The organism is Leptospira gomenensis, from assembly GCF_004770155.1.
GTDB classification, from domain to species: domain Bacteria; phylum Spirochaetota; class Leptospiria; order Leptospirales; family Leptospiraceae; genus Leptospira; species Leptospira gomenensis.
Genome location: NZ_RQFA01000032.1, coordinates 177,055 through 200,566, shown reverse-complemented (window position 1 = coordinate 200,566; position 23,512 = coordinate 177,055). Strand labels below are relative to the sequence as shown.

Here is a 23,512-nt window from a genome sequence, read left to right as displayed (position 1 = left end):
AAAACGGAGGGATTGTAGGATCAATTCGAAACGAGGGTCTTGAGTTTTTTCGCGTTTTCCACGGGTGTTCCGGTTTTGTAAAGACCCGCTCCGACGACGACGATGTCCACTCCGTTTTTTTTCAATTCTTGAATATTGGTCTCGTTGACTCCGCCGTCCACTTCGAGTTCGATCGGACGGGAGCCGATCCACTCCTTCGCCTTTCGGATTTTTTCCATTCCGTTCACGATGAATTTTTGTCCGTAGAATCCTGGTTCTACGGTCATCAAAAGAATCAGATCCACATACGGTAAAACGGTTTCCAAAGAAGAAACGGGGGTTCCGGGATTTAGGGAAATTCCGACTTTGGCTCCGTTGTTTTTGATTTCCTGTGCCAAACGAACCGGAAAGTCCGTGGTTTCGATATGAAACGTAATACAATACGGATTGAGTTCATAGTATTTTGCGACATGGTTTTCCGGTTTGGAAACCATCAAATGTACATCCAAAGGAATCGGAGTCAATCCACGCACCTCTTTGCAGAGAGCTTCTCCAAAACTGATCTGAGGGACGAAATTTCCGTCCATAACGTCCATATGCATGAGATCGATGGCGGCCGGATCGTAAGCGGGAACGGTAGATCCTAATTCGGTGAGTTTTGCGGCTAGAATGGATGCGGAAATTTTCAAAGTTCGCTCTCGTAGGATTTGGATTTTATCTTGGAATCGGCCGAGTCCAAAAGAGTCAACTTTACGTTTCCTTTTCTATAAAAGACCGTTTGGAATTTTTCTCCATCTTTGAACGGAACGGGCAACGTGAGCACGTCGGTTTCCTGTTTCGTTTCCGATTTGAGAACCGCTTTGTAGTCTCCGTTGTCTCCGATTTCATAGGAAAAAAGTTCATAACCGCTTTCCACGGACAGTTCCGGTTCGAAGTAATATACTTTAAATCGGATTTCTTCTCCTTCTAAACGCGCCGATTGTACCAATCCGTTTTCGGATCGAACCCTCGTCTGGACCACCTCTTCTACCCGGCTTTTTACTCCTGATCGAGTGAGGCTTTTTTGAACGAGGGGAAACGACGCTCCTTGAAATGAAGTTGGAGAAAATTCCTCTTTCGTTTTGCTCGGAGCCTTGGTCACGAGCAAAAAAACTTTTTCTCGGGCCGTCGCATTTTTACCCGGCTCGGGAATTTGATCGATGACTGTGTTCGGAAGCTGATCTCCTTCCGGTTCGATGTACGTGATTCCGCCGATTTGAAGGTCCACGTAGGTATCTCCGGAAAGTACTTTTTGAAGATTGGCTCTGGCGGAATCGATGGATTGTCCTCGGACGTCCGGAACTACCAGTCGATCGAGTCCGTTGTTGACCGTAAGGACGATTTTACTTCCGGCTTCGATTTCCCTTCCGGGACGAATGGATTGATACAAAATAATTCCGTCCGTTTGATCCGGATAACGTTTCGTTTCCAGACGTACCTTCAATTGAAGACGACCGAGTTCGTTGTGAACTTCGGGATAGGACTTGCCGACCAAATCGGGAACGATGATTTTTGCGGTACTTTTGGTTCTGACGAAAACCACTAAGAACGCGGCGCTGAAAAATATAAGAAGACCGGCCGCTAAGAATAAGACGTAACCTCCTATCGGAAGATACTTTTCCTTGATTTGTTCCTGATTCACCCGAATGTTTCCCCTTCTTGGATTCTGGAACCGTTGAGAAAATCGGATGCAGACATCCTGTTTTTATTTTCCGGTTGTAATTCCAGAATTTCCAGAAATCTACCATCACCACACTGCGTAAGAAGGCCTTTTTTGTCCAACCGTTTCAAACTGCCCGGTCGCGGATCCGCTTCCGCCTCTAAGGCAGAGGTTCTCGTTTTTAGAATGTTGAGTCGTTTACCCCGGAACGTGGTAGTTCCCACGGCGTCCGGATACAAGGCTCGAATCCGGTTGTGGAGTTCCTCCGCGTTCAAGTTCCAATCTAAAATCCGATCCTCCGGTTTGATTTTTCCGCAATACGTGGCGAAAGCCGAATTTTGCGGAGTCGCGGAAAACGGTTTTCCGTCGTAATTCCGCAAAAGTTGTAGAATCGATTCGATCCCCGCCTCCGTGATTTTATCCATCAGAGTTCCCGTGTCGTCCTCGGGGGAAATTTCGATTTCTTTTGTGAGAAGGACATCACCTTCGTCCATCCTTTCTCCGATGTATTGGATCGTTATCCCGGTTTTCGTATATCCTCTCCAAAGCGCGGTTTGAACGGGCGACGCGCCGCGTAGATCCGGTAACAAGGAGCCGTGTAGGTTGATCGAAGTCAACGGCGCGTGCGCATAAACTTCTTTCGGAAGAATCGAACCGTACGCAAATACTACGTACAACTCAGCTTCCAAGGAACCGATGTCGGAGAGCGCTTTTTCTTTTTCCTTTTTGATCGATTCGTATTGGAAGACGGGAAGTCCGTGTTCGAGTGCGATTTTTTTTACGGGACTCGGTTCCGGAATTTTGCTCCTTCCCTTGGCTCGGTCGGGATTCGTGACCACGAAGGTCACCTCAGCGAGATCCGAATCGAGCAGAGCTTGCAAAAGTTTTGCGGAATGTTCCGGGGTTCCGAAATAGCCGAGTTTCATGTTACACCAAATCCAAAGGATCGAAATCGATTTCCAGATACACTTTTTTGGAGAGTTTCAGAGGACGAACTTCTTTTTTTAAAATTTCTCTCCAAACGTTCAAGGAGGACGTTTTGAGAATGATATGATTCCTGAAATTGGAATCGATCCTATAAAAGGGACAAGGCGCCGGTCCGAGTAGGATCGTGTCCTTGGAAGGAAAAAATTTTTTGAGAACTACGAACACCGACTCGATCGTTTCGAGGGAAAGGCCTTCCTCCTTGGAACGAGAGACGATCCGTATGAGCCTCGAAAACGGAGGATAAAAAAGATCCTTTCTTATTTTGATTTCGGATTCATAAAATTTAATATAGTTTTGTGTGGTCGCCATTTGAATAACCGGATGATCGGGCGCGTTCGTTTCGATCAATACTTCTCCCTTGAGTTTGGATCGCCCGGCCCTTCCCGCGACCTGAGTCAAAAGGGAAAACACACGTTCGTTGGCCCGAAAATCGGGAAGTCCGAGGCCTATCCCCGCATTCAACACTCCTACGAGCGTAACCTGGGACGCATCCAGTCCTTTCGCGATCATCTGCGTTCCGGTGAGAATGTCGATTTCTCCCGCGAGTAAACGGGAAATGACTTCGTTTAACAAACTTCGATCCTGGATCGAATCCTGATCCAGTCGTTCCACCCTCGTTTGAGGAAAGGCTTCCAAAAGATTCTCTTCCAACTTTTGGGTTCCCGTTCCTTTGAGTGTCAAGGTTTCCCCCATTCTTTTTTCCAAGGAAACCAAGGTTTCCGTATGGCCGCAGAGGTGACAGATCGCGGTCCCCTTTTTGTGATAACAAAGGTTGGTCGTGCAGTTCGGACAAGGAACGTAGGAGGAAGTCGAGGGGGAATAAATCAGCGGACTATAACCTCTTCGATTCAAAAGGAGAATTACCTGTTCCTTTTTATCCAATCTCTGTTTGATCGCAAAGGAAAGTTCGGAGCTGAGCACGTTAGACTCTCTTTGATTTTCCACGATTCGCACAGCGGGCGGTTGAACGCCTTCCGGTCTTTTTGTGAGCGTATGCAGATGTATCTTTCCTTCTTTGGCTAAATGGTAGATCTCCAGGGAAGGTGTAGCCGTTCCCAAGACGAGAACCGCTTCGTTCGTTTTACATCTTTGCATCGCCACTTGACGCGCGTGATATCTCGGACTAGAATGTTCCTTAAACGAAGAGTCGTGATCCTCGTCTATGATGATAAGACCCAGGTTGGAAACCGGAGCAAAAACGGCGCTTCTAGTCCCGACGGCGATCCTTTTTTTGCCGCTCAACAGTTCGTTATACGCTTTGAATTTTTCGGAAACCTTAAGCGCCGAATGAAGCACCGCGAGTTGTCCGGGGAAAATCAATTCCAATTTTCGGATGATATGAAAGGTCAAGCTGATTTCGGGAACGAGAAGGATCGCGGAACGTCCGGGTGTTTCGAGCGTTTTTCGTATCAGGTGGATATAAACCTCCGTCTTTCCGGAACCCGTGATTCCGAAGAGTAGATGAACCGAGGTTTTGCCTAACGTGGAAACGATTCTTTGATAAGCGACATTCTGTTCTTCGTTTAACGTGACCGGTTTTCCTTCAGCGTCGGAAGGAAACGCTTCCAGTTTGACCTGTCTTCTTCCTGCCGGAATCATCTTGTGGATACACTCTCCGAGGGAAGCGACGTACTGGTCCTTCATCCAATACGCCAGATCGATCTGTTCCCGTAGAACGATCGGAGTTTTGTCGATCACTTTTTGAACGGCTAACACCGTATAGGCGGGCTCGTTGTGATGAACGGAGACTACGATCCCCTCTTCATCCCGATTTCTTAATTTGGCGAGGACCCTTACTCCCGGTTGTGTGTCTTCGGGAACTTCGTAGGTGAAGGTATCTTCCTCCAAAGGAAGGTCGAATGCGACTTCCGCGTACAGGATCAAAGTGAGTCCTTGAGTTTTTCCTGAAACAAAGCGAGTTGCGAAAGTATACTTTCTTTGACGGAGACTTCCTCTTTTTTGATCGTTTCGAATTCGAAGGATTCCTTATTCCCTTTGAAATTCCTCCGTTTCGTTTCCACGGCCGCGATCGCCTCGGGAGAACGTAATACAACCATAGGAATTCCCGGGAGAAACTCGAGGGTTCGGCCCATCATTTCAATGGCCTTTTCTTTCCCGTAAACCGCGATCGCACTCGTTCCCAAAAGTATGATTCCACGTATTTTTTCGGAGTCGATCGTCTCCTTTACCTGTGTTTCGCATTTTTCAGTTCTAAGTTTCCAGTCGTTCGCGTTCGATTTAGTATGGGCGAATACGCAGGCGGGATACTCCTGATAATAAAACTCTCGGTGACCGAAACCGAATTGTTTTCGGATCATTCTGTCGAAAAGATCCTCCGCTTCCTTGGTTCTAAAGATTTGATCGGGCGAAGTTTTCGTAAACGCCGGTCTTCCGGGTGCGATCTCGCCTGTATAATGAAGTACTAATATAGGTTTTCTACCTTTGACGAGGAAGTTGCGTACGGCGCTGATTCGATCCGTACACAGTTTGCATGTGAAATTGCGCTCGGCTGCGCGGGCCGGTCTACGGATTTGAATTCCTTCGGATTCGAGTTTGAGATCGTTTTCGGAAGTGGAATTCCACTCTTCCTCTGTCCATACGAGTTCGGAAGTTTCCGGAGGTTTTTCCCCCGAAAATTGAAGGACTGGAATCCTTTTCTTTTGGATCAGGAATTTCAAGTACCCCAAGATCCTCGTAAGATCGGTTAAAACGCGTTTATCCATCCGTATATTGATCCGAAGAAATGTTCAAAGACTTCATCTTTCTATAAAGATGGGAGCGTTCTATCCCGAGCACACGGGAAGTGCGAGTAACGTTCCCCTCGTTGGTTTGTAGGGTTTTTATGATATATTGTCGCTCGAATTCCTCTTTGGCCTTTCGGAAATCCCCCAGTTCCACCATTTCGTTCGCTCGTTTAAAACCTGTGAGGGCGTCCCGTGCGTCGTTCGCAGTTATGACGGTGCCTACGGTCATGATACATAAGCGTTCCATAATATTCTTAAGTTCTCGTATGTTTCCCGGCCAAAAGTGATTTTGAAGTATGGAAACCGCTTCCGATTCTATTTTTTTCGCAGGAAGACGGTTTTCCTCCAATGTTTTGGATATATAATAATCGACCAAAAGCGGGATATCCGAAGTGCGCTCGCGCAAAGGAGGAATCGTGATCGGAATCACGTTCAAACGATAATACAAATCCTCCCTGAATTTCCCTTCCCGAATCGCCTCTTCGACCGGTATGTTTGTGGCCGCGATGATTCGGACGTCCACCGTGATCGTTTCGGTGCTTCCCAGTTTTTCGAATCTTTGCTCCTGTAAGATCCGCAACACCTTGGCCTGTGTGGAAAGAGACATGTCGCAGATCTCGTCCAAAAAAAGGGTTCCTCCGTTGGCGGCTTCGAACTTTCCGATCCTGGCATCCGTCGCACCGGTGAAAGCTCCTTTTGTGAACCCGAAAAGTTCGGATTCTATGAGTTCTTCCGGAATCGCCGCGCAATTCATTTCGACGAACGGTTGATGGGCTCTTTTAGAATTTTTGAATATTGTTTTGGCGACCAGTTCTTTACCGGTTCCGTTTTCTCCGTAGATAAAAACCCTCGCGTTCGTCGCCGCCGCCTGGGCTATCGCAAATTTCACTTTCTGTATCGCGGGAGAGTTTCCTAGTATTTCATCATATTCTAATTTAATATCGGAGGTTTGTTTTTTTTCGTCCGATTGTAGGACGTTATCCACCGCTTCTAATACTTTTTCTATGGAAAGAGGTTTTTCCAAAAAGTCGGCGGCGCCTTTTTTTGTGGCCGAGACGGCGATTTCGATCGTTCCGTGACCGGAAATCATCAATATCGGAAGAGTGGGATATAGTTTTTTACATTCGTCCAAGACGGCGATTCCGTCTTCCTTGCCCAACCAAACGTCGAGAAGAATGAGCGCGGGCCGTTCGACGCGTAGATGTTTTAACAACGTTTTACCGGTGGCAAAGGTTTCCACCTCGTATCCTTCGTCCTCCAAAATTTCCTTTAAGGATTTTCTGATTTCCGGCTCGTCGTCTGCGATGAGAATTTTCATTCGAGTTTAAGAGATCGGTAGTTCGATCTGAAATCGACAACCGCCCATGTTAGAAGAATCTACGGAGATATGCCCGTTGTGGTCAATCACACTTTTCTGAACGATGGCGAGACCGATTCCGGAAGTGTTGTTGTTTTTGGTGGAATAATAGGGTTCGAATACCTTCTGTTTTAACTCTACGGAAATTCCGATTCCGTTGTCTTCGACCGTGATGATCGCTACCCTTCTCATGATTTTTCTCGTGATCGAAGCCGAAATCAGAATCGATCCTTCGAATTCGGGATCCTCCTCCTTTTCACGTTTTCGTTCTATCGCTTCGACCGAATTTTTTACGAGATTCGTGAATACGCGAAGAATCATCTTCTGATCCAGAAACAACTGAGGAAAACCCTTGGCGATGCGTGTGGTGATATGTAATTTAGGAGTGTGTTCGAAAAGTTTTACGGCTTCCTGTAATATGGGTTCCAGATTCTGGTTGATCAATTTCGGAGCGGGCATTCTCGCGAAATCGGAGAACTCGTTTACTAGGTGTTCCAATACTCTCACCTGTTTGATGATCGTATCCGTTCCGTTCGTGACGATTTCCTGGAACTGCTCCCAATTTTCCGATTGCATTTTTCTTCTGATCCTTTCCGCGGAAAGTTGGATCGGGGTCAATGGATTTTTGATTTCGTGCGCCATCCTTTGTGCAACCTCCTTCCAAGCGGCGATCCGTTGACTCTGCATCAGTTCCGCGTTTTTGGATTTCAGATCCTGCACCATCTGGTTGAAGGAATCGATGAGCGCCCCTATTTCTCCGGTTTCGCGGATTTCCAGAGTAATATCCGTGTCCCCCATGGAAATTTTTTGAGTAGCGTTCGCGAGTTCTATGATCGGTCTCGAAATTTTTCTCGCGAAAAGAAGGGAGAAATAAATCGCCAAAAGAAAAATCGACACGGTAAGGACGCTGAACGTTAGACGAATTCGATACGGAAGTTTTTCCTTCGCGAGATCGGCGCGGTCGTAGTTTCTTCTCGTAGATATGAGGGAATAAACGATCCTTTCTTCGCCTTTGTGGATTCGGATTCCGGTGCGAAGCGAATATTCCCCGATGGGAAAAGGGACTCGGATGAAATACATACAATAGTCCGGTCGGTAGCTTAAGAAATCCTTCCAGTCGGAATTTTTCGAGAAGGACTTGAATTCATGATCGAGCGGTCTGTATTTTAAACCTCGGTTTTCTAAAATCTGCTTTTGGTTTTCGTAAATGCCCACGTAAAACTCGTCGCTCTGAATGAGGTTGAGTTTGGACGCGAGCGCTACAAGGGCTTCGAGGTTGGCTGGTTGAAACCTCAAAAAATTTTCCAACACTTTGGTCTTTTCCGCGAGGAGTTTTTTCTTGGGTTCTTCTTCGTTTGATATCAGGGTTTCCCCCGATGCGAGCGCCTCCTCTACGTCGATTCCGTAAAAACGTTCGTATAACTTTCCGGTGACGTTCGAAGAAAGAAAAAGGATTGGAACAGAAGGGAGAAGCGCTACGAAAATAAAGGATAACGTTAGGCGATATCGAATCGAACTTTTGAGTCTTCCGGTCTCTAAATTCCGTTTGTTCCTGTAAAAATACGATATCAACAACGAAAGAGAAAATAGGGGAATGAAGTAGAAGATATAAACTACGATCCTATCGAGAAATCCTATCCCTTCGGGGTCCGTCTCCCTCCCCGAAAGTTGAATCGATTCCGCTAAGGTGACGGACAATACGATGATCAATCCTAGGATAAGAAGGTCACGTAGATGATATCTGGTTTCGTCGTTCATGGTTCGAACGGAAATCCGTTAGACGAAATCGTTATTGACTATGTTGGTCAAGGCTTCCAACGCCTCGTCCTCTTTTTCTCCGGAGGCTTGTATCCTGAATTCGTTTCCGGGTGCGAGAGCGAGCATCATCAATCCCATGATACTTTTACCGTTCACTTCCACGTCCTCTTTGATTACGATGATATCGCAGGGAAATTTGGACGCGCAGTTTACGAATACGGATGCGGGTCGGGCGTGCATACCGGTCCCGTTTTCATTGATTTTGAGGAGAATTTCTTTCACCTTTACCCTGCTGTAGATGTTGACTTAGCTTTTGATTGAACTCCTGAGCCGCGTTTTTACCGAGTTTGCGCAGACGTTGGTTCATAGCAGCCGTTTCCACGATGATCGGGATGTTTCTTCCCGGACGAACCGGCACTCGAATCAGAGGAATTTGAACGCCTAACAATTCTTCGGTGGGATTTTCCAAACCCGTCCGATCGAAGTCCTTGTCTTCCGTCCATTCCTCGAGATGAATGATCAGTTCGATGAGTTTGTGATCGCGGACGGAGCCGATTCCGAAAATATCCTTAATATTCAAAATCCCTAATCCTCTGATCTCCATATGGTGACGAAGAAGATCGGAACAGGTTCCGATCAGATAACTTTCGGAAAGCCTGCGGATTTCCACCATGTCGTCGGCCACGAGTCGGTGTCCCCGTTCGATCAATTCCAAAGCGGTTTCACTTTTACCCACTCCGCTTTTTCCGGAAAGAAGGATTCCTATCCCGAACACTTCGATTAAAACTCCGTGTCGCATCGTTCTCGGAGCCAGACTTCTGTCCAGAATTCCGGAGATCAGAGTTATGAATTTGTGTGTGGAAACGTCCGAAATCATCAGCGGAATTCCGAGTCGTTCGCAATTTTCGACGAAGATAGGGGGAGGCATATTTCCGTGTGTGAAAATGATGCAGTTGAGATGAAATCCGAAAAAGTTGGCCGCGATCTGTTCGAGGGCCTCCGGGGTTCGAGAGGAAATAAAGGCCCATTCTCCTTTTCCGAAAATCTGGATCCGATCGTGTGCGAAGTTTTCGTAAAAACCGGTAAGGGAAAGACCGGGTCGATTGATCTCGGACATGTGAATCCGATTGGTAAGTCCCTTTTCTCCCGCGAGAAGACGCAGACCCAACTCTTCGTGTTCGTTGAGAATATTCGAAACGTTGATTCCGGGCATGGACATGATTTATCTCGACTCCAACGACTTTACTTTTTTTCTCTGGTTAGAAGGAAGGATTTTGAGGATCTTTCTGTATTTGGCAACGGTCCTTCTGGCGATTTCGATTCCTTGTTTCCCGATCGCTTCGACGATTTCCTGATCGGAGAGAGGGTTTTCCGATTTTTCCTCTTTCACCAGATTTCGGATGAGGTCGTGGATCTTTTTGGAGGATTCGATTCCGCCTTCCGCGGACTTTACTCCCGAGGAAAAGAACCATTTTAGTTCCAGAATACCACGGGAGGTTTGAACGTATTTGTTGGAGGTGATTCTGGATACGGTGGATTCGTGCATGTCCAGTTTTTCGGCGATGTCTTTTAACGTAAGTGGTTTGATGAATTGAATTCCTTTACGAAAGAATTCGGTCTGCATTTCGATGATTGCGGAAGTCACCTTGAACAGGGTTTGTCTTCTCTGGTTTACGGAACGGATGAGCCATTCCGCGGAGCCTAACTTTGAATTGATGTATTCCTTGTCGGAGTCCTTTGCGTTTTTTAGAATATTCTTATATTCTTTATTGATTTTCAGTCGGGGAATCCATTCGTCGTTGATATAGATGTCGAATTCCCCCTCCACTTCCCTTACGATGACGTCAGGTATGACGTAGTCGGGTTTGTTCGCGGTATAAAGCGTCGCCGGATAAGGTTCCAGCTTTTTGATTTCGGAAGCGAGCGATTCCACCGTTTCCAAAGGGAGTTCCATTTTTTTGGAGATGGTTTTGTAATCCAGTTTTTCCAGGTCTTTGATATGATCCCGAATGAGAGTATGCAGTTTATTATCTTCCGGTTTTAGGATTTTCGCCTGAATCAGAAGGGTTTCCTCCACGCCTTTGGCGCCGATTCCGATCGGATCCAAACGATGGATTTGTTCCAAAACTTTGTGTACCTTTTTTTCGTTCAGTTTCATTTCCGCACAAAGATCTTGGATTCCTACTGTGATGAATCCGTGATCGTCCAACAGAGAAATCAGAATCTCTCCGATGGATATTTCGTCCGGTTTTAAATTGGAAAGACGCAGCTGCCAGAGAAGGTGCTCCGACAAGGAACTTTTTTCCGGGGAGGATTCTATGTATTTTTGGTTTCGATCCGACGCGTCGGAACCGGCGGAACCTCCCCGATCGAGGGAAAAATTATCCTGCCAGGTCACATCCGAGTTTTTGAGAAAGTCGTTTTTTTCCTTCCTTCTTAAATCGTCCCGACTGTAGAGGTCGGGTGTTCTGTTTCGTTCGGAAGCGTATTCCTCTTCGAGCATCGGGTTTTCCACGAGTTCGGAACTGATCCTATCTCCGAGTTCGAGTGTGGATAAGGGAAGAAGTTCTATGGACTGACGTAAGTCCTGCGTCATCACCAGTTTCTGGGTTTGTTTTTGAACCAGTGACTGACTGAGATTCACAGCGTAAAATCCTCACCCAAATAAATTCTTCTGGTTTCCGGATCGTTCACAAGATCGTGTGTGGAACCGGAAATCAAAATTCTACCGCTGTACATGATGTAGGCTCGATCGGTGATCTTTAAGGTTTCGCGAACGTTGTGATCGGTGATCAAAATTCCCAATCCCCTTTCCTTTAAGGACTGGATCACGGTTTGAATGTCCTTGACCGCGATCGGATCCACACCAGCGAACGGTTCGTCTAACAGAATAAAGTCGGGATTGGTGACTAAGGCTCTGGCTATCTCACAACGTCTTCTTTCTCCGCCGGAAAGAGTGTAACCTTTCTGGTTGGCGACGCGCATGATCTGCAGTTCTATGAGAAGTTCGTCCCGACGTCGTATGATCTCCGCTCTGGAAAGTTTCATCGTTTCCAAAATCGCTTCCAGATTTTCCGCGACGGTGAGTTTGCGGAAGATGGACGCTTCCTGTGCGAGATAACCTACTCCGAGTCTCGCTCGGATATGCATCGGAGATTCGGTCACGTCCTGACCGTCTATATAAACGTTTCCGGAATCGGGTCTGACAAAACCGACGGACATATAGAAGGAAGTCGTTTTACCGGCCCCGTTCGGTCCGAGCAGACCGACTACTTCCCCTTTTTTGATATCGAAACTGGCTCCGTCCACGACCTTTCTTTTGTTGTAGACCTTGACCAGGTTTTCCATTCGGAAGGTTTTACTCATAATTCTAATTCACTTTCCGGGAACGATTCCGTCGGTCAAAAGGGCGCGTCCTTCACGAGGAAAGAATATGATTCTTCCCGCATGAATGTCTCTGCCGTTTTTTTTCAACGTAGGATTTCCCTCAAGATACACTTTTTCCTCTTTTTCAAAATAGGTCGCGTATTCTCCCGTTGCGGAAGAATCTTTTCCTTCGATCAGAACGTTTCCCCGTATTACCGTTTCGTTCTTATCCATAAAACGTTCGAATTCCACGGCGGTCATCGTACTCGTTACGTTCTCCGAGCTTTTATCAAGAAAATCGATTTTACCGGAATCGGTCAAATGAATGTATTGTTCGTTTTTATAGTAGTCAAGGACATTCCCGGAAAGGATCAGTCTGTTTTCACGGTCGTGTATCGTGATGTTGTTGCGAGCTTCTATCTTCGTCGAATTTTTTCCGTAGCTGATCATCTTTTCGGCTTCCATTTTCGTTCTGTGACGAAAGATTTTGGCGTTTCCATAAAGACCCACTCTCGTTTCTCCGCTTTCGTCCTTATCACTTACGAGTTTGTCTCCTTTGAGAATCGCGATTCTACGGACTTCGCGTTTCGTCTTTTCTTCCGTTTTATTCGGATCCTTAGTTTCTATCTTTTCCGTGTCCGTATAATTTTGGAACAATACGCTGTTGCCGAAAAGTTCCACCTTGTTTTCGTTCGTATAAAACGTGAGTCGATTTCCCGTCAGGTATCTATCGTTCGCGATGAGGATCGGGTCCGGATCGGTGGTGATCTTATCTTCCTCCTCTTCGAATACCGCTTCCTTACATAGAATGGTGATTTGCGGATGTGCGATAACCACGTTCTCTTTTAGGAACGTCGTCTTTTTGGAAAGGTTTCTTTCTATAAACGTCGCGGAGATAACCGTCTTAGCTCCGCTTTTGTCCGTATGAAACAAACGCGGTCTGTCTTTGATATAAATTTTTTCCTCGAATTTGTCGTATTCACCCGTGCCTGCTTTGAGAGTAACTCCGTTGTCACCGTCTTGTACGAGAACCCCTCCTCGCAAAAATCCCTTAAACGCGTCTTTTCCGTAGACCTCGATCTGGTTGGCCGAAAGTTTTACCTTTTTGTGCTGGATCCAGGCGCCTCCTTCCAGACTGAACGTGGTGACTTTTAGACCCGAGATCGTTTTTTCCTCTTGGGTCAGAGCGGATCCTCCCCAGAGAGTCGGAAAGTTGGGCCCGGTTTCTTTCTTTTCGGTTTGATCCGGAATTTCCAGGAACTTGCGATCGGCGGTTTCACTTCCGATCGGAAACGGAGGTTTTACGTTTCCGGAATATACTGCCGGGGCCGAGACGATCAAAAGAACAAACGATACGCGCAAAAAAATACGAAGACGTGGTTTCATTTCGAATCTGCCGCTTTGAGAGGATTGGTTCCGCCCCGCGTCACCGCCGTCGGTCGCAGAATCGTGAATTTATTCAGATCTTTATCCGCCCGCAGACCGACTCCGTGGATCGTGGTTCCATCCGCGCTGACGGTCACTTCGGAATCCGAAATCAGCTTTTTGGTATCCATGTTGTATTCCATGGCGCGCGCGTTCAGGGTTTTGTCGTCGTTGGTGCGAAGAAAGATTTTTCCTTCCAGAGTCATCAAACGGGTTTTGTGATTGATTTCCCCTTTTTCTCCGAGAAGTTTCGATTTGAATTTTCCGTCCTCAAACTGATCGAAATCGATATTGTAGAAGATCGTTTTATTTTCGTTTACGTATACGTAGGATTCTTGAGCTTTGAGTTCCCATTGAAGTTTTCCTTCCTGATCATAAGCGGTCCGTTTGAAGTTTCGAATAGAAACCGAAGCGCCGCTTTCCCTCTCTTTTTCCACACGTTCGTAGTTGGTCTTCCTGCAATCGGTCAAAACGGGTGCACAAAGAATGAAAGAGGAAATGAGAAAAATCCGACTTCGAAACGAATGGGGACGTTTCATAACTTTATAATATTATGATCCGCTTCTGGAAGCCAGAATTTCTTTTTTGACGTAACGATCCAGACCGACCATTTCCTTCAGAAGCGTTTTGATTTGCGACAAGGGATATTGTGTGGTCGCGTCGGAAAGTGCCTTTTCCGGATCGGGGTGAACTTCCATAAAAATCCCTTCGATCCCGAGAGAAACAGCCGAACGCAAAACACTCGGAATAAATTCCCTTTGTCCGCCGGTGCTGTTTCCGGCGGCGCCCGGGAGTTGTGCGGAATGGGTCGCGTCGAATACGACGGGAATGTCGAATCCGTGTATGATGGGAACCGCTCTTCCGTCGAAGATCAGATTCCCGTACCCGAAGGAGGTTCCTCTTTCCGTAACGAGACATTTATCGTTTCCGGATTCTTTCATTTTAATCTGAATATGACGCGTATCGGCCGGTGCGAGGAATTGGCCTTTTTTGACGTTCACCCATTTTCCCGTTTTTGCCGATTCTGCGATGAGGTCGGTTTGTCTGCACAAAAATGCGGGAATCTGATACACGTCGATCACGTCCTTCAGAGGAGCGATCTGACTCGTTTCGTGGATATCGGTGAGAACGGGGACGTTGTATTTGTTTTTGATATATTCCAAATTTCGAATGCCTTCCGAAAGTCCGGGGCCGCGATAGGAGTTGACCGAGGAACGGTTTGCCTTGTCGAAGCTGCTTTTAAAGATATAGGGAATCTTGAGTTCAGCGCAGATTTCGATCATCTCCGCGCAGACTCGGTCGAGTAAGTCCCGGTTTTCCATGACGCAGGGGCCGGAGATCAGAAAGAAGGGTTCGTCTCCGCCGATTTTGGCTCCTCCGAGAAATTCCCGTTTGCTGCAGGTATTGTCTTTCATCGTTATCCTTTTTTAGAGTATTTCACGGCCGCTTTGATAAATCCAGCGAATAAAGGGTGAGGAGCCGTCGGTTTGGATTGAAATTCCGGATGAAATTGAACTCCGATAAACCAGGCGTGCTGGGGGATTTCGACGATTTCCACGAGGTTGTCGTCCGGAGAAGTGCCCGCGATTACCATTCCGTTTTCCTCATATTGTTTCCTGTATCGATTGGTGAATTCGAATCGATGACGATGACGTTCGTGGATCGATTCGGATTTGTATTCCGCGTATGCAAGAGTATCCTTTTTGATTTTGCAGGGATACGAACCTAAACGCATCGTTCCGCCCATCTGCTCGATGTCGTTTTGTTCTTCCAAAAGGGATATCACCGGATTTTCCGTATCGGGTCGGATTTCGGTCGAATTGGCGTCCTTGAGTCCCAGAACGTTTCTCCCGTATTCCACGACGGCACATTGCATTCCGAGACAGATTCCGAAAAAGGGAATTCCTTTGGTCCTTGCGTGTTGAATCGCGAGAATTTTTCCTTCGATTCCCCGGTCCCCGAATCCGCCGGGAACCAAGATTCCGTGAACGTTTTTGAGAGAGTCGATCACGTTTTCCTTATCCAGGTTTTCCGGATCGATTTTGACGAATTCCACTTTCGCGTTATGCGCGATTCCTCCGTGGGAAAGGCTTTCGTAAATGGAACGGTACGCGTCCTGTAGAGAAATATATTTCCCTACGACCGCGATCTGTACGATTTCTTTGGTGGAGAGAAGTCCCTTCACCATCGTGTCCCATTCGTCGAAGTCGGAGGTTCTAAGTTCCATTCCCATGGTTTTGAGAACGACCTCGTCCAGTTTTTCTTCCTTATACATTTTAGGAATTTCGTAGATGGATGTGGAGATATCGCTCGCGGAGATTACGTTTTCTTCCTTCACGTTACAAAAGAGGGAAAGTTTATTTTTCATTTCCTTTGTCATCGGTTGGGAAACCCGGCAAACCAAAATGTCGGGTTGGATTCCGAGTCCGAGTAATTCTTTGACGGAATGTTGTGTCGGTTTTGTTTTGGCCTCTCCGGCCGCGGTGATCGTAGGGACCAGCGTTAGGTGGACGAACAATACGTTTGAATTTCCGTGTTCGTACCGCATCTGACGGATCGCCTCCAAGAACGGAATCGATTCGATGTCGCCGACCGTTCCCCCGATTTCGACGATAATAAAATCCGGATTTTCCTCTCGGGCGACGATGTACATCCGGTTACGGATTTCGTTGGTGATATGGGGAACCACTTGTACGGTGCGCCCGAGATAATCCCCTTTTCTTTCGCGTTGAATGACCGTATTATAAATTTGTCCGGTGGATACGGAATTTTTTCGGGTCAGTTTGGAATGCGTAAAACGTTCGTAGTAACCGAGATCCAGATCGGTTTCCGCGCCGTCCGCTGTGACGTAAACTTCCCCGTGCTGATACGGACTCATCGTACCAGGATCGATATTGATGTACGGGTCCATTTTTTGGAGGGAAACGGAATAACCGCGACTTTCCAAAAGACAACCAAGAGCCGCTACGGTGACTCCTTTTCCCAGGGAGGAACTTACCCCTCCGGTTACAAAGATAAACTTAGTTCTCGACAACTTCCATTCCCGCCTTTCAGAACAGAGTTCTGGGAGTTTCCAGAAATTCAAACAGGAATTTCTAAGAATTCTGTCTCCAAAAATGAGGCATGGGTTCGTTTTAGAGTTTCAGGATTTTCTGGATCAACAGCGAGGTGGAGTTTCCTGGTACAAACGGCAGAATCCGGACTTCTCCGCCGAATTGGCGAACCAGAGGAGTTTCCGGAAGATCTTCCACGGAATAATCCCCTCCTTTGACGTGGATCGCGGGTTTGACGAGGCGGATCAATTCGAGCGGCGTGTCCTGCGGAAAAATCGTTACCGCGTCCACGAATCGCAGGTTGGACAAAAGAATGGCGCGATCGTCCTCGGAAACGACCGGTCTTTGTTCTCCTTTGAGCCGTTTTACGGAAACATCCGAGTTGATTCCCACCCAAAGGAAATCCCCGAGCTCCCGGGCTTGGGAAAGATACGTAAGATGTCCTCTGTGAACGAGATCGAAACAGCCGTTGGTAAAAACGATCCGCTTTTCGGAACGTAGCCGATCCGCGGTTTCGGAAACCTTGTCCCAAGGAACGACGTTGTTTCGAAGATCCGTCACGCCGAAAACGTTCCTCGATCGGAAAGGGATCGTTGTAGTTCGTCTGGGGAGACCGTTTCTGCGCCCAGTTTTCCGACTACGATTCCAGCCGCCGCGTTGGAAACCACACTTGCGTCTAATTCGTTTAGGCCGGCGGCGTGGTATGCGGTATAGGCGCTGATTACGGTGTCTCCCGCTCCGGTTACGTCGAACACTTCTTGGGCGACGGTGGGTATATGATAGATTTCTTTTTTAGAAGTTACGTATAAGCTCATTCCCTTTTCGCCTCTCGTGATCATGAGAGAAGGACAGGAAAGTTTTTGAACGATTTCTTCCGCGGCGTTTAGAATTTCCGAATCCGTTTCCAATTTTCGTCCCAGCGCTTTTCCCGCCTCGTGATGATTGGGAGTCAGAATGCTGACCCCGTGATAGAGAAAAAAATGACTGACTTGCGGATCGACGGTTACGATCTTACCGCGTTCTTTGCAGAGTTTGGAAACCTCCTGTATGATCCGAGGAGTAAGAGTTCCTTTATCGTAATCGGAAAGGATGACCGCGTCCGCCGAATCGATTCTTTCCGAAAAAGCGGTCAAAAGAGAATCCTCTTCTTCCCTCGAAATCGGTTTGAGTTCTTCCTTATCGATTCTACAAACCTGTTGATGACCGGCGATGACTCTCGTTTTGAGAATCGTGGGAACCGACTCGGACCGTATTAAAAAATTTTTTTCCGAATCCGAATTTTCCCGGGACAAAAGTTCGAGGAGGATATTTGCCTTTTCGTCTTTTCCCGCTCGACCAAGAACGACGGACTTGACTCCAAGCGAGGAAAGATTTTTGACCACGTTCCCCGCTCCCCCTAAAGTAATTTTTTCCTTACGAACCCATACGACCGGAACCGGAGCTTCGGGAGAAATGCGGTTTACTTCTCCGATGAGATACTCGTCCAAGATGAAGTCTCCGATTACGATGATATTGAGATTCTTCAGATTTTGTGTGGAAGTTTGAAAACGATTTCTGTCCAAATAATACAAATTCTACCGAGCCTTGGGATTTTGATTTACGGTTTCTCTCTAAGCAGTTATAGTATCCTTCCCGTGTCAACCACTACTGTCCCCATCTTTCCTTTGCCGGAAATCGTTCTTTTTCCAGGGACATATCTACCTCTTCATATTTTCGAACCTCGCTATCGACTGATGTTGGATTATTGTATGGAATCGGGAGAGGAGTTGGCCGTAGCCCCGATCCTCTCCGCAAAATCACGAACCAATTCCAAACACCCGGAAATCGAAACGGTATTCGGATGGGGAAAAATCATTCGTCGGGATCCGTTGCCGGACGGAAGATCGAATATTCTTTTGGAAGGAAAGGGAATCGCAAAACTCATCGATTACGAAACCATGGAACCGTTTCGAGTTGCCAGGATCCAAAAGCTCGAACCGGATTTCGAATATCTTCGCGACGCGGATTTTAAGAAAGATTTTGAAAGGCTCCTTTTTTTGACGAAACGAATCCTATTGTCGGAGGGCGCCGGCGAAGATTTGATTTTGCGAATGAACGAACTCGTCACACATCCCTTCCCCATCGATTTCATCGCATCCATTCTCAATTTTGAATTTTCCAAAAAGCAGGAAATACTCGTGGATCCGAATCCCATGGAGAAGATGAAAATTCTGATGAACATCGTCGAAGAATTGAATCTGAAAGAATGAATTGTTCCCTCGGTTCCTAACGATTTCGAAAAAATTCCCCTTCGGTTTAGATAATTTTTAAGTCTTTTCGTTTTTTAAGAAACGATCGAACGACCTGGGGAACCGACTTCGTTATGGGAACTTTACTTTTAAATTCGGCTCGAGAGATTCGATCAAAACTTCGGGAAGATAAAACGGAGGTTGTGACCTTGCTTGTTCCGAAAACGACTTGGCTCAAATTGGGTGAGTCGAAACGGAAATACATGGCGAAACGGATCCCTAGATTGTTGCAGGTTTATGGTAAGTATTTAACTTCCGCGGATCGTTTGGGGAAAAAGGCCGGAAAAACGACGTATCAGTCGTCGAGCTCCGGGATGGATTCTTTGCAACGGTTGAATGTTCGACTGGATACGGGAAGTTGGGCTTTGCTTGGAGTTTTGGCTCAAGCCCACGGGGTTTCTCGCTGTTTTCTTTTTAATTATCTGTTGTGGTTGGAGGAGGTCGGGATCGGGAATTCTATCGTAGATATCTTGAATGAAGGAGGTCCAACATTTCACAAGTCATACAGCTATATTTTGCACCTCGACTTAACCAATAACGAAATCATCCGCAGGTTACGGTGCGAACCGGAACATTCATTTTACGTTTCCAATCCTGGGGATCGGTATACGGAAGAGGAACTAGAAAACTAAATCTCCTGTCTTTACCCTTCGAACCCTTTTTTCGCGGATTCCTCAAATCGAGCAGCATCGACTCCCCGATTCCAATCGAAACTCCTCTGCGCATATGATAAAAAAGGAATATATTTCTATCATCCAGGGATTGACAATCGATCGTTTCCTACACAACCAAACTCCTCCGACTCTCAAGCCAAAAACGCCGACCGGTGACAAAAACGGATTTTCTTCTTTCGAAAATCCGATGAACAGAGGTCAATAAAAATACAAAGGCGCTCCTGCTCCCATCGCATCCGCTCGCATAGTTTCCTAACCGCAAAACAAAGATCGTTTCGTTCCGGTCGAACTTTGCGGAGAAAATCACGGAACTACTTTTTGAAAAATCCGCCTAGACGTGACGTATCGATCCACCCACCATTTCATGGAAATCTTGTCGATCACCACTCCTCTCGTCGAAGAAGCGTGCGCAAACTCCTTATCCGAAATGACAAGACCAACGTGCGTAATTTTGTTTTGATTGGGAGAAGCGGAAAAAAAGATCAAATCACCTGCCCTCAGCTGATTGTGTGAAATCGCGCTTCCCGACTTAGCCTGTTCTCTGCCAACCCGAGGAACGATCTTAGAAGGAACTCCGACTCTTGTATCCGTCAAAGAACTGAACGTAAAGCCGGAACAGTCCACACCTTTTTTCGAGGTCCCTCCCCAATAATAAGGAGTTCCGATCCATTCCTTTACAACCTTAAATAAATTAGAAGAATTTAATGTTTCCCAACCGCTCTTTTCTGGAATCGAAGGTGCGTCCGGTTCCACCTCCGGCACCAGGGGTGGATCCGGGATGTTCTCCTGGAAACCGAACTTAGGACGATCGCCGATTACGATCTCGCCTGCGGAATCCAAAGTTTCGTCCAAGGCGCGGGCGGAAGAAAGTGAGGCCGTCCATGTTTCCGAGGATCTGCCTTTTGTGCCGGAATGAATCGACCTAAGTTGGGCGAGAAATTCCGAAGCGATCGTATAACGCTCGTTTGACGGATTGAAGTAAATCGATTGTCTAAATGCGGAATCGGTTTTTTCGAAAGGAGAAACACCTCCTTTGCTCGGAAGAAGACTCAAAATCCGGGACGCGAGACGGTTTTCCGGAATTCCGGCGTATTTACCTGCGATCAAAGCCCTTCCCCCGGCTAAAATGGAAAATCCGTCCCACCGTGATTTGAGCGCCGTCGATAAAAATACGTTTCTGATCTCTTCGCGGATTCCCGCTTTTCCCGTTTCCTTAACGAACAACGAGACGAGCGCAAAGTCTTTTTCGGAAAGTTTCTGCTTTGTCAGAAGAGGAATCGCATCCTCCGCGTCCGTGAACCGCATTCCCGAAAGAGAAACGTAATATTGATTTACGATCAAGTCGGCCACCGCCTCCGGCGAAAGCCCTTCTAAAATCGCCCAAGGAATCGTGTTTTTCGTAATTTCTGTCACTTTGGGATCCTGGGATCTCCGGCCTAACTTTTGAAAGACGGAATTGCGGATCAACAAAGTTTGCCCCGCTTCGAAATCCTCTTTGAGCAGATCGGAAAACGGATCAGCAAAAAGATTCGGAGCAAACACTGCCGAAAAGAACAACAAAAGAGAAACTACGTATCCTTGAAACATATCGCCTCGTATTCTAATTTACAATGAATTTCTAATATTACTTCGATCCACGAAAAAAGAAAGGAAATGCCTCTTCCTTACTTCCGTTTTACAGTTTTCTTTTTGGAGACGCGCGTTTTTTCCTCGGTTACCCGAAATCGAACGATCTTGCGGATCAACGAAAGCGGCAGAGGTTTTTCGATGGGAAACTGAACCGAACCCTTAGCCGTTTTATACCCGCTCAATTCCTTCTCAAAGTTGGCGATACCGCTCGCGCCCGGATAAAAGCCGATATGTCGTTTAAAAGCGGCAAAGTGGACGAGATTCCTATTTAAAAAAAAGGTCGGAATTTGATAACTGATCTTTTCCTCAGCATTCGGAGCGGCCGCGCGGATGGTTTCTCTCAGCTTAGAAAGAATTGCACTCACTTCTCCGGGAAACATTCCGATGTATTCGTCTATGGAGTTGATGTTGGTTGGGCTATGTTTCATAGAAATTTAGAATATTCAAAAATAAGTATATTATAATTCTCGGGATCAAAATATTCGAACCCCAATCCTATCGGTCTCCCCCGTGCATCCAACTCTGCAGTTTTTTTCTAGCTAAAAATAAAACCAGGCTACCGGCAAAAGCGAGTCCCGCGAAAATTCCGAAAAATTCGGGAAAACTCCCTTTGTTCATGAGACCCGCCAATTCGCCCGTTAAAATTCCTCCGAAAAAACTGGATATGAACCAGATTCCCATCAAAAGACCGCCAAGATGTAAGGGGGCCAATTTCGTGACCAAGGAAAGTCCTACCGGGGAAGTGAACAATTCTCCGATCGTAATCAAGGTTACCATCAACAAAAGCCAAAAGGAGGAGATTTTATTTCCGAATCTATAGTCGCTCGTCGCAAAAACCAAAACGGAATAACCCAGACCTAAAATCAAAAATCCTAATGCGAATCGAGTCGAAGTGTCCGGTTTCCAATTTCGTTTCGCGAGTTCGGTCCAGAAAATCGCGACAACCGGAGCAAAGATTAGGATCAAAAGAGGGTTGAGGGATTGGTACAAGGGCGTGGGAATCGAATAGCCGAAGAGATTTCGATCCACGTGACGATCGATGAACAGATTCATGGACGAACCGATTTGTTCGAAAACGCTCCAAAAAATGATCATAAACGCAGTGAAGATAAAAATCACGACGATTCGGTCCTTCTCCTCATTGGTGAGAGGATGAGAATTCTCCGAACTTCGTAGTTTATTCCTTTTACCGGCTTGGAATACGTTCTCCGAAAAGAATTTCTGGCCGAAAATGAAAACGAGGATTCCGAATAACATCCCGAAGGCGGCAACTCCGAAGCCGTATCCCCATCCGAAAGAATCCGTAAAATACCCGCAAAAAATAGGTCCTAAAAATCCGCCGAGATTGATTCCCATATAAAACACGGTAAAACCCGAATCACGCATATGATTTTTGTTTTCTTCGTCATAGATTCTACCCATAACCGTAGAGATATTCGGTTTAAAAAAACCGATTCCCAGGATCAACAACGCCAAACCGAAAAAGAAAAACGGTTTGGTTTCGAATGCGAGACTCAAATGTCCGAAAAGGACGAGGGTAATTCCTAAATAAATCGAGGTCTTAAAACCGAGATAACGGTCGGCGAGATATCCGCCGATCAAAGGAGTGAGATAGACCAAGCCGATATAAATCCCGTAGATTCGATTGGCGAGAGGGTCGGAATAATGAAAGACCTTGGTCAGAAAAAGAACGAGCAAGGCGCGCATTCCGTAAAAGCTGAAACGTTCCCACATTTCCGTAAGAAACAGAATCGGAAGCGATTTGGGATGAGAATTCAGGTTTTTGCTCTCGACGTCCATAACGGTTCCTGAATATTCCTTTCCAAGTTCGCATAACGTGCGGAGACGAAAAAGTAATCCGAAAGACGATTCATAAAAATCATAGGAGAGGAAAGGATTTCCAGCCCGTTTTCTTTGGCGCGCACCATTTCCCTCTCCAATCTTCGAGAAACCGTTCTCGAAATATGTAAAAACGAAGCGGCTTGTGAGCCTCCCGGAAGGATGAATTTTTTCAGAGGAGTCAAACGTTCCTGCATACGATCGATTTCCGTTTCCAAGAACACAACGTCCTCCGGCAGAATGCAGGAATCCTCCTTCGCTCTGAATCCCGCCAACTCGGAGCCCAATTCGAACAAAAGATTTTGAATCGTTTCCAACGGAGAATGGAGCTCGGACGTTGTTTCCAAAAAGGACCTAACTACACCGATCGTAGAGTTGAGTTCGTCCGCGGTTCCGTACAGTTCCACGCGGACATCCGCTTTGGAAACCTTGGATCCGTTGGCCAGAGAAGTTTGTCCGCCGTCCCCTTTTTTCGTATAAATTTTCATAATAAAACGAGTTTCCATCCTTCAAAAGAAGAGACAAAATACCAGCAAACGATGAAAAAACGGGGACGGAATGAAAAGGATTTTTTTGGCAAGGAAAGGAAAAGAGTTGCTTTTGACCAAAATGCTTTGTAGTATTTTGACAAAATAACCCTAAACTTAAGTTCGGCTCCCTCCGCACAAGACTTTAGGAAAAAAATATAAAAACTTTCTTCTCCGTCTCGAGACA

23 protein-coding genes are annotated in these 23,512 nt (G+C 46.5%); 2 read left to right on the top strand and 21 right to left on the bottom strand.

The features are described from left to right. Nucleotides 1-20 precede the first annotated feature (20 nt). The 17 genes from rpe to rfaE1 form a co-directional block, all read right to left on the bottom strand. Nucleotides 21-668: a ribulose-phosphate 3-epimerase gene (gene rpe / locus EHQ17_RS07565; protein ID WP_135594166.1), complete on the bottom strand. Its 648-nt coding sequence runs from the start codon at nucleotides 666-668 to the stop codon at nucleotides 21-23. Beyond that, the gene (locus EHQ17_RS07560) at nucleotides 665-1,660 is read right to left on the bottom strand and encodes a PASTA domain-containing protein (protein WP_135594164.1); all 996 of its coding nucleotides are present in this window, start codon (nucleotides 1,658-1,660) and stop codon (nucleotides 665-667) included. Before EHQ17_RS07560 ends, rpe begins: the two co-directional genes overlap by 4 nt. Further along, nucleotides 1,657-2,604, bottom strand: coding sequence for a methionyl-tRNA formyltransferase (gene fmt / locus EHQ17_RS07555; RefSeq protein ID WP_135594162.1), 948 nt, complete (start codon nucleotides 2,602-2,604; stop codon nucleotides 1,657-1,659). The genes EHQ17_RS07560 and fmt overlap by 4 nt, the downstream gene beginning before the upstream one ends. A 1-nt stretch (nucleotide 2,605) precedes the next feature. Further along, nucleotides 2,606-4,549, bottom strand: a complete 1,944-nt coding sequence (gene priA / locus EHQ17_RS07550; RefSeq protein ID WP_135594160.1) for a replication restart helicase PriA — start codon at nucleotides 4,547-4,549, stop codon at nucleotides 2,606-2,608. Next, entirely contained in the window at nucleotides 4,546-5,388 is an 843-nt protein-coding gene (locus EHQ17_RS07545) for a hypothetical protein (protein WP_135594158.1), read from the bottom strand. Before EHQ17_RS07545 ends, priA begins: the two co-directional genes overlap by 4 nt. Continuing rightward, on the bottom strand, nucleotides 5,381-6,727 hold the full coding sequence (locus tag EHQ17_RS07540) for a sigma-54-dependent transcriptional regulator (RefSeq protein WP_135594156.1): 1,347 nt from the start codon (nucleotides 6,725-6,727) through the stop codon (nucleotides 5,381-5,383). Before EHQ17_RS07540 ends, EHQ17_RS07545 begins: the two co-directional genes overlap by 8 nt. 6 nt (nucleotides 6,728-6,733) lie before the next feature. Then, nucleotides 6,734-8,524, bottom strand: coding sequence for an LIC_11548 family sensor histidine kinase (locus EHQ17_RS07535; RefSeq protein WP_135594154.1), 1,791 nt, complete (start codon nucleotides 8,522-8,524; stop codon nucleotides 6,734-6,736). An 18-nt stretch (nucleotides 8,525-8,542) separates the two neighbouring features. Continuing rightward, on the bottom strand, nucleotides 8,543-8,806 hold the full coding sequence (locus EHQ17_RS07530) for an HPr family phosphocarrier protein (RefSeq protein ID WP_135594152.1): 264 nt from the start codon (nucleotides 8,804-8,806) through the stop codon (nucleotides 8,543-8,545). Next, nucleotides 8,778-9,743 (bottom strand): HPr(Ser) kinase/phosphatase, encoded by a 966-nt coding sequence (gene hprK, locus EHQ17_RS07525; protein ID WP_135594150.1) that lies wholly within the window; start codon nucleotides 9,741-9,743, stop codon nucleotides 8,778-8,780. The genes EHQ17_RS07530 and hprK overlap by 29 nt, the downstream gene beginning before the upstream one ends. Before the next feature lie 3 nt (nucleotides 9,744-9,746). Beyond that, nucleotides 9,747-11,168 (bottom strand): RNA polymerase factor sigma-54, encoded by a 1,422-nt coding sequence (gene rpoN / locus EHQ17_RS07520; protein WP_135594148.1) that lies wholly within the window; start codon nucleotides 11,166-11,168, stop codon nucleotides 9,747-9,749. Continuing rightward, nucleotides 11,165-11,890 carry an LPS export ABC transporter ATP-binding protein gene (gene lptB / locus EHQ17_RS07515; RefSeq protein ID WP_167881217.1) on the bottom strand — a complete coding sequence of 242 codons (726 nt, stop codon included), beginning with the start codon at nucleotides 11,888-11,890 and terminating at the stop codon, nucleotides 11,165-11,167. Before lptB ends, rpoN begins: the two co-directional genes overlap by 4 nt. Nucleotides 11,891-11,899: 9 nt before the next feature. Continuing rightward, nucleotides 11,900-13,276, bottom strand: coding sequence for an LptA/OstA family protein (locus EHQ17_RS07510; RefSeq protein WP_135594146.1), 1,377 nt, complete (start codon nucleotides 13,274-13,276; stop codon nucleotides 11,900-11,902). After that, nucleotides 13,273-13,854: an LPS export ABC transporter periplasmic protein LptC gene (gene lptC / locus EHQ17_RS07505; RefSeq protein WP_135594144.1), complete on the bottom strand. Its 582-nt coding sequence runs from the start codon at nucleotides 13,852-13,854 to the stop codon at nucleotides 13,273-13,275. Before lptC ends, EHQ17_RS07510 begins: the two co-directional genes overlap by 4 nt. 12 nt (nucleotides 13,855-13,866) lie before the next feature. Beyond that, on the bottom strand, nucleotides 13,867-14,730 hold the full coding sequence (gene kdsA, locus EHQ17_RS07500; RefSeq protein WP_135594142.1) for a 3-deoxy-8-phosphooctulonate synthase: 864 nt from the start codon (nucleotides 14,728-14,730) through the stop codon (nucleotides 13,867-13,869). 2 nt (nucleotides 14,731-14,732) lie between these two features. Next, nucleotides 14,733-16,349: a CTP synthase gene (locus tag EHQ17_RS07495; RefSeq protein WP_135594140.1), complete on the bottom strand. Its 1,617-nt coding sequence runs from the start codon at nucleotides 16,347-16,349 to the stop codon at nucleotides 14,733-14,735. A 100-nt stretch (nucleotides 16,350-16,449) separates the two neighbouring features. After that, nucleotides 16,450-16,929 carry a D-glycero-beta-D-manno-heptose 1-phosphate adenylyltransferase gene (gene rfaE2, locus EHQ17_RS07490; protein ID WP_135594138.1) on the bottom strand — a complete coding sequence of 160 codons (480 nt, stop codon included), beginning with the start codon at nucleotides 16,927-16,929 and terminating at the stop codon, nucleotides 16,450-16,452. Further along, the gene (gene rfaE1, locus EHQ17_RS07485) at nucleotides 16,926-17,939 is read right to left on the bottom strand and encodes a D-glycero-beta-D-manno-heptose-7-phosphate kinase (RefSeq protein ID WP_135594136.1); all 1,014 of its coding nucleotides are present in this window, start codon (nucleotides 17,937-17,939) and stop codon (nucleotides 16,926-16,928) included. Before rfaE1 ends, rfaE2 begins: the two co-directional genes overlap by 4 nt. Before the next feature lie 54 nt (nucleotides 17,940-17,993). On the opposite strand from rfaE1, the gene EHQ17_RS07480 reads away from it, so the two are divergent. Next, nucleotides 17,994-18,617 carry an LON peptidase substrate-binding domain-containing protein gene (locus tag EHQ17_RS07480; protein ID WP_135594246.1) on the top strand — a complete coding sequence of 208 codons (624 nt, stop codon included), beginning with the start codon at nucleotides 17,994-17,996 and terminating at the stop codon, nucleotides 18,615-18,617. 113 nt (nucleotides 18,618-18,730) lie between these two features. Then, on the top strand, nucleotides 18,731-19,288 hold the full coding sequence (locus EHQ17_RS07475; protein ID WP_135594134.1) for a DUF1564 domain-containing protein: 558 nt from the start codon (nucleotides 18,731-18,733) through the stop codon (nucleotides 19,286-19,288). Between the two features lie 345 nt (nucleotides 19,289-19,633). On the opposite strand, the gene EHQ17_RS07470 is transcribed toward EHQ17_RS07475, so the two are convergent. The 4 genes from EHQ17_RS07470 to EHQ17_RS07455 all read right to left on the bottom strand — a co-directional run bounded on the left by EHQ17_RS07470 (nucleotide 19,634) and on the right by EHQ17_RS07455 (nucleotide 23,286). Next, entirely contained in the window at nucleotides 19,634-20,917 is a 1,284-nt protein-coding gene (locus tag EHQ17_RS07470) for a C40 family peptidase (RefSeq protein WP_135594132.1), read from the bottom strand. A 77-nt stretch (nucleotides 20,918-20,994) separates the two neighbouring features. Next, nucleotides 20,995-21,387 (bottom strand): iron chaperone, encoded by a 393-nt coding sequence (locus EHQ17_RS07465; protein ID WP_135594130.1) that lies wholly within the window; start codon nucleotides 21,385-21,387, stop codon nucleotides 20,995-20,997. 67 nt (nucleotides 21,388-21,454) lie between these two features. After that, entirely contained in the window at nucleotides 21,455-22,759 is a 1,305-nt protein-coding gene (locus tag EHQ17_RS07460) for a peptide MFS transporter (protein ID WP_135594128.1), read from the bottom strand. Continuing rightward, complete coding sequence (locus EHQ17_RS07455) at nucleotides 22,735-23,286, bottom strand: cob(I)yrinic acid a,c-diamide adenosyltransferase (RefSeq protein ID WP_135594126.1); 552 nt, start codon at nucleotides 23,284-23,286, stop codon at nucleotides 22,735-22,737. The genes EHQ17_RS07460 and EHQ17_RS07455 overlap by 25 nt, the downstream gene beginning before the upstream one ends. Between the last annotated feature and the right edge of the window lie 226 nt (nucleotides 23,287-23,512).

What these genes read in the sequence shown, in the direction of transcription:
- fmt (WP_135594162.1), bottom strand. Translation starts at nt 2,604, where the DNA reads ATGAAACTCGGCTATTTCGGAACCCCGGAACATTCCGCAAAACTTTTG.
- EHQ17_RS07545 (WP_135594158.1), bottom strand. Translation starts at nt 5,388, where the DNA reads ATGGATAAACGCGTTTTAACCGATCTTACGAGGATCTTGGGGTACTTG.
- EHQ17_RS07540 (WP_135594156.1), bottom strand. Translation starts at nt 6,727, where the DNA reads ATGAAAATTCTCATCGCAGACGACGAGCCGGAAATCAGAAAATCCTTA.
- EHQ17_RS07535 (WP_135594154.1), bottom strand. Translation starts at nt 8,524, where the DNA reads ATGAACGACGAAACCAGATATCATCTACGTGACCTTCTTATCCTAGGA.
- hprK (WP_135594150.1), bottom strand. Translation starts at nt 9,743, where the DNA reads ATGTCCATGCCCGGAATCAACGTTTCGAATATTCTCAACGAACACGAA.
- lptB (WP_167881217.1), bottom strand. Translation starts at nt 11,890, where the DNA reads ATGAGTAAAACCTTCCGAATGGAAAACCTGGTCAAGGTCTACAACAAA.
- EHQ17_RS07510 (WP_135594146.1), bottom strand. Translation starts at nt 13,276, where the DNA reads ATGAAACCACGTCTTCGTATTTTTTTGCGCGTATCGTTTGTTCTTTTG.
- lptC (WP_135594144.1), bottom strand. Translation starts at nt 13,854, where the DNA reads ATGAAACGTCCCCATTCGTTTCGAAGTCGGATTTTTCTCATTTCCTCT.
- kdsA (WP_135594142.1), bottom strand. Translation starts at nt 14,730, where the DNA reads ATGAAAGACAATACCTGCAGCAAACGGGAATTTCTCGGAGGAGCCAAA.
- EHQ17_RS07475 (WP_135594134.1), top strand. Translation starts at nt 18,731, where the DNA reads ATGGGAACTTTACTTTTAAATTCGGCTCGAGAGATTCGATCAAAACTT.
- EHQ17_RS07470 (WP_135594132.1), bottom strand. Translation starts at nt 20,917, where the DNA reads ATGTTTCAAGGATACGTAGTTTCTCTTTTGTTGTTCTTTTCGGCAGTG.
- EHQ17_RS07465 (WP_135594130.1), bottom strand. Translation starts at nt 21,387, where the DNA reads ATGAAACATAGCCCAACCAACATCAACTCCATAGACGAATACATCGGA.
- EHQ17_RS07460 (WP_135594128.1), bottom strand. Translation starts at nt 22,759, where the DNA reads ATGGACGTCGAGAGCAAAAACCTGAATTCTCATCCCAAATCGCTTCCG.
- EHQ17_RS07455 (WP_135594126.1), bottom strand. Translation starts at nt 23,286, where the DNA reads ATGAAAATTTATACGAAAAAAGGGGACGGCGGACAAACTTCTCTGGCC.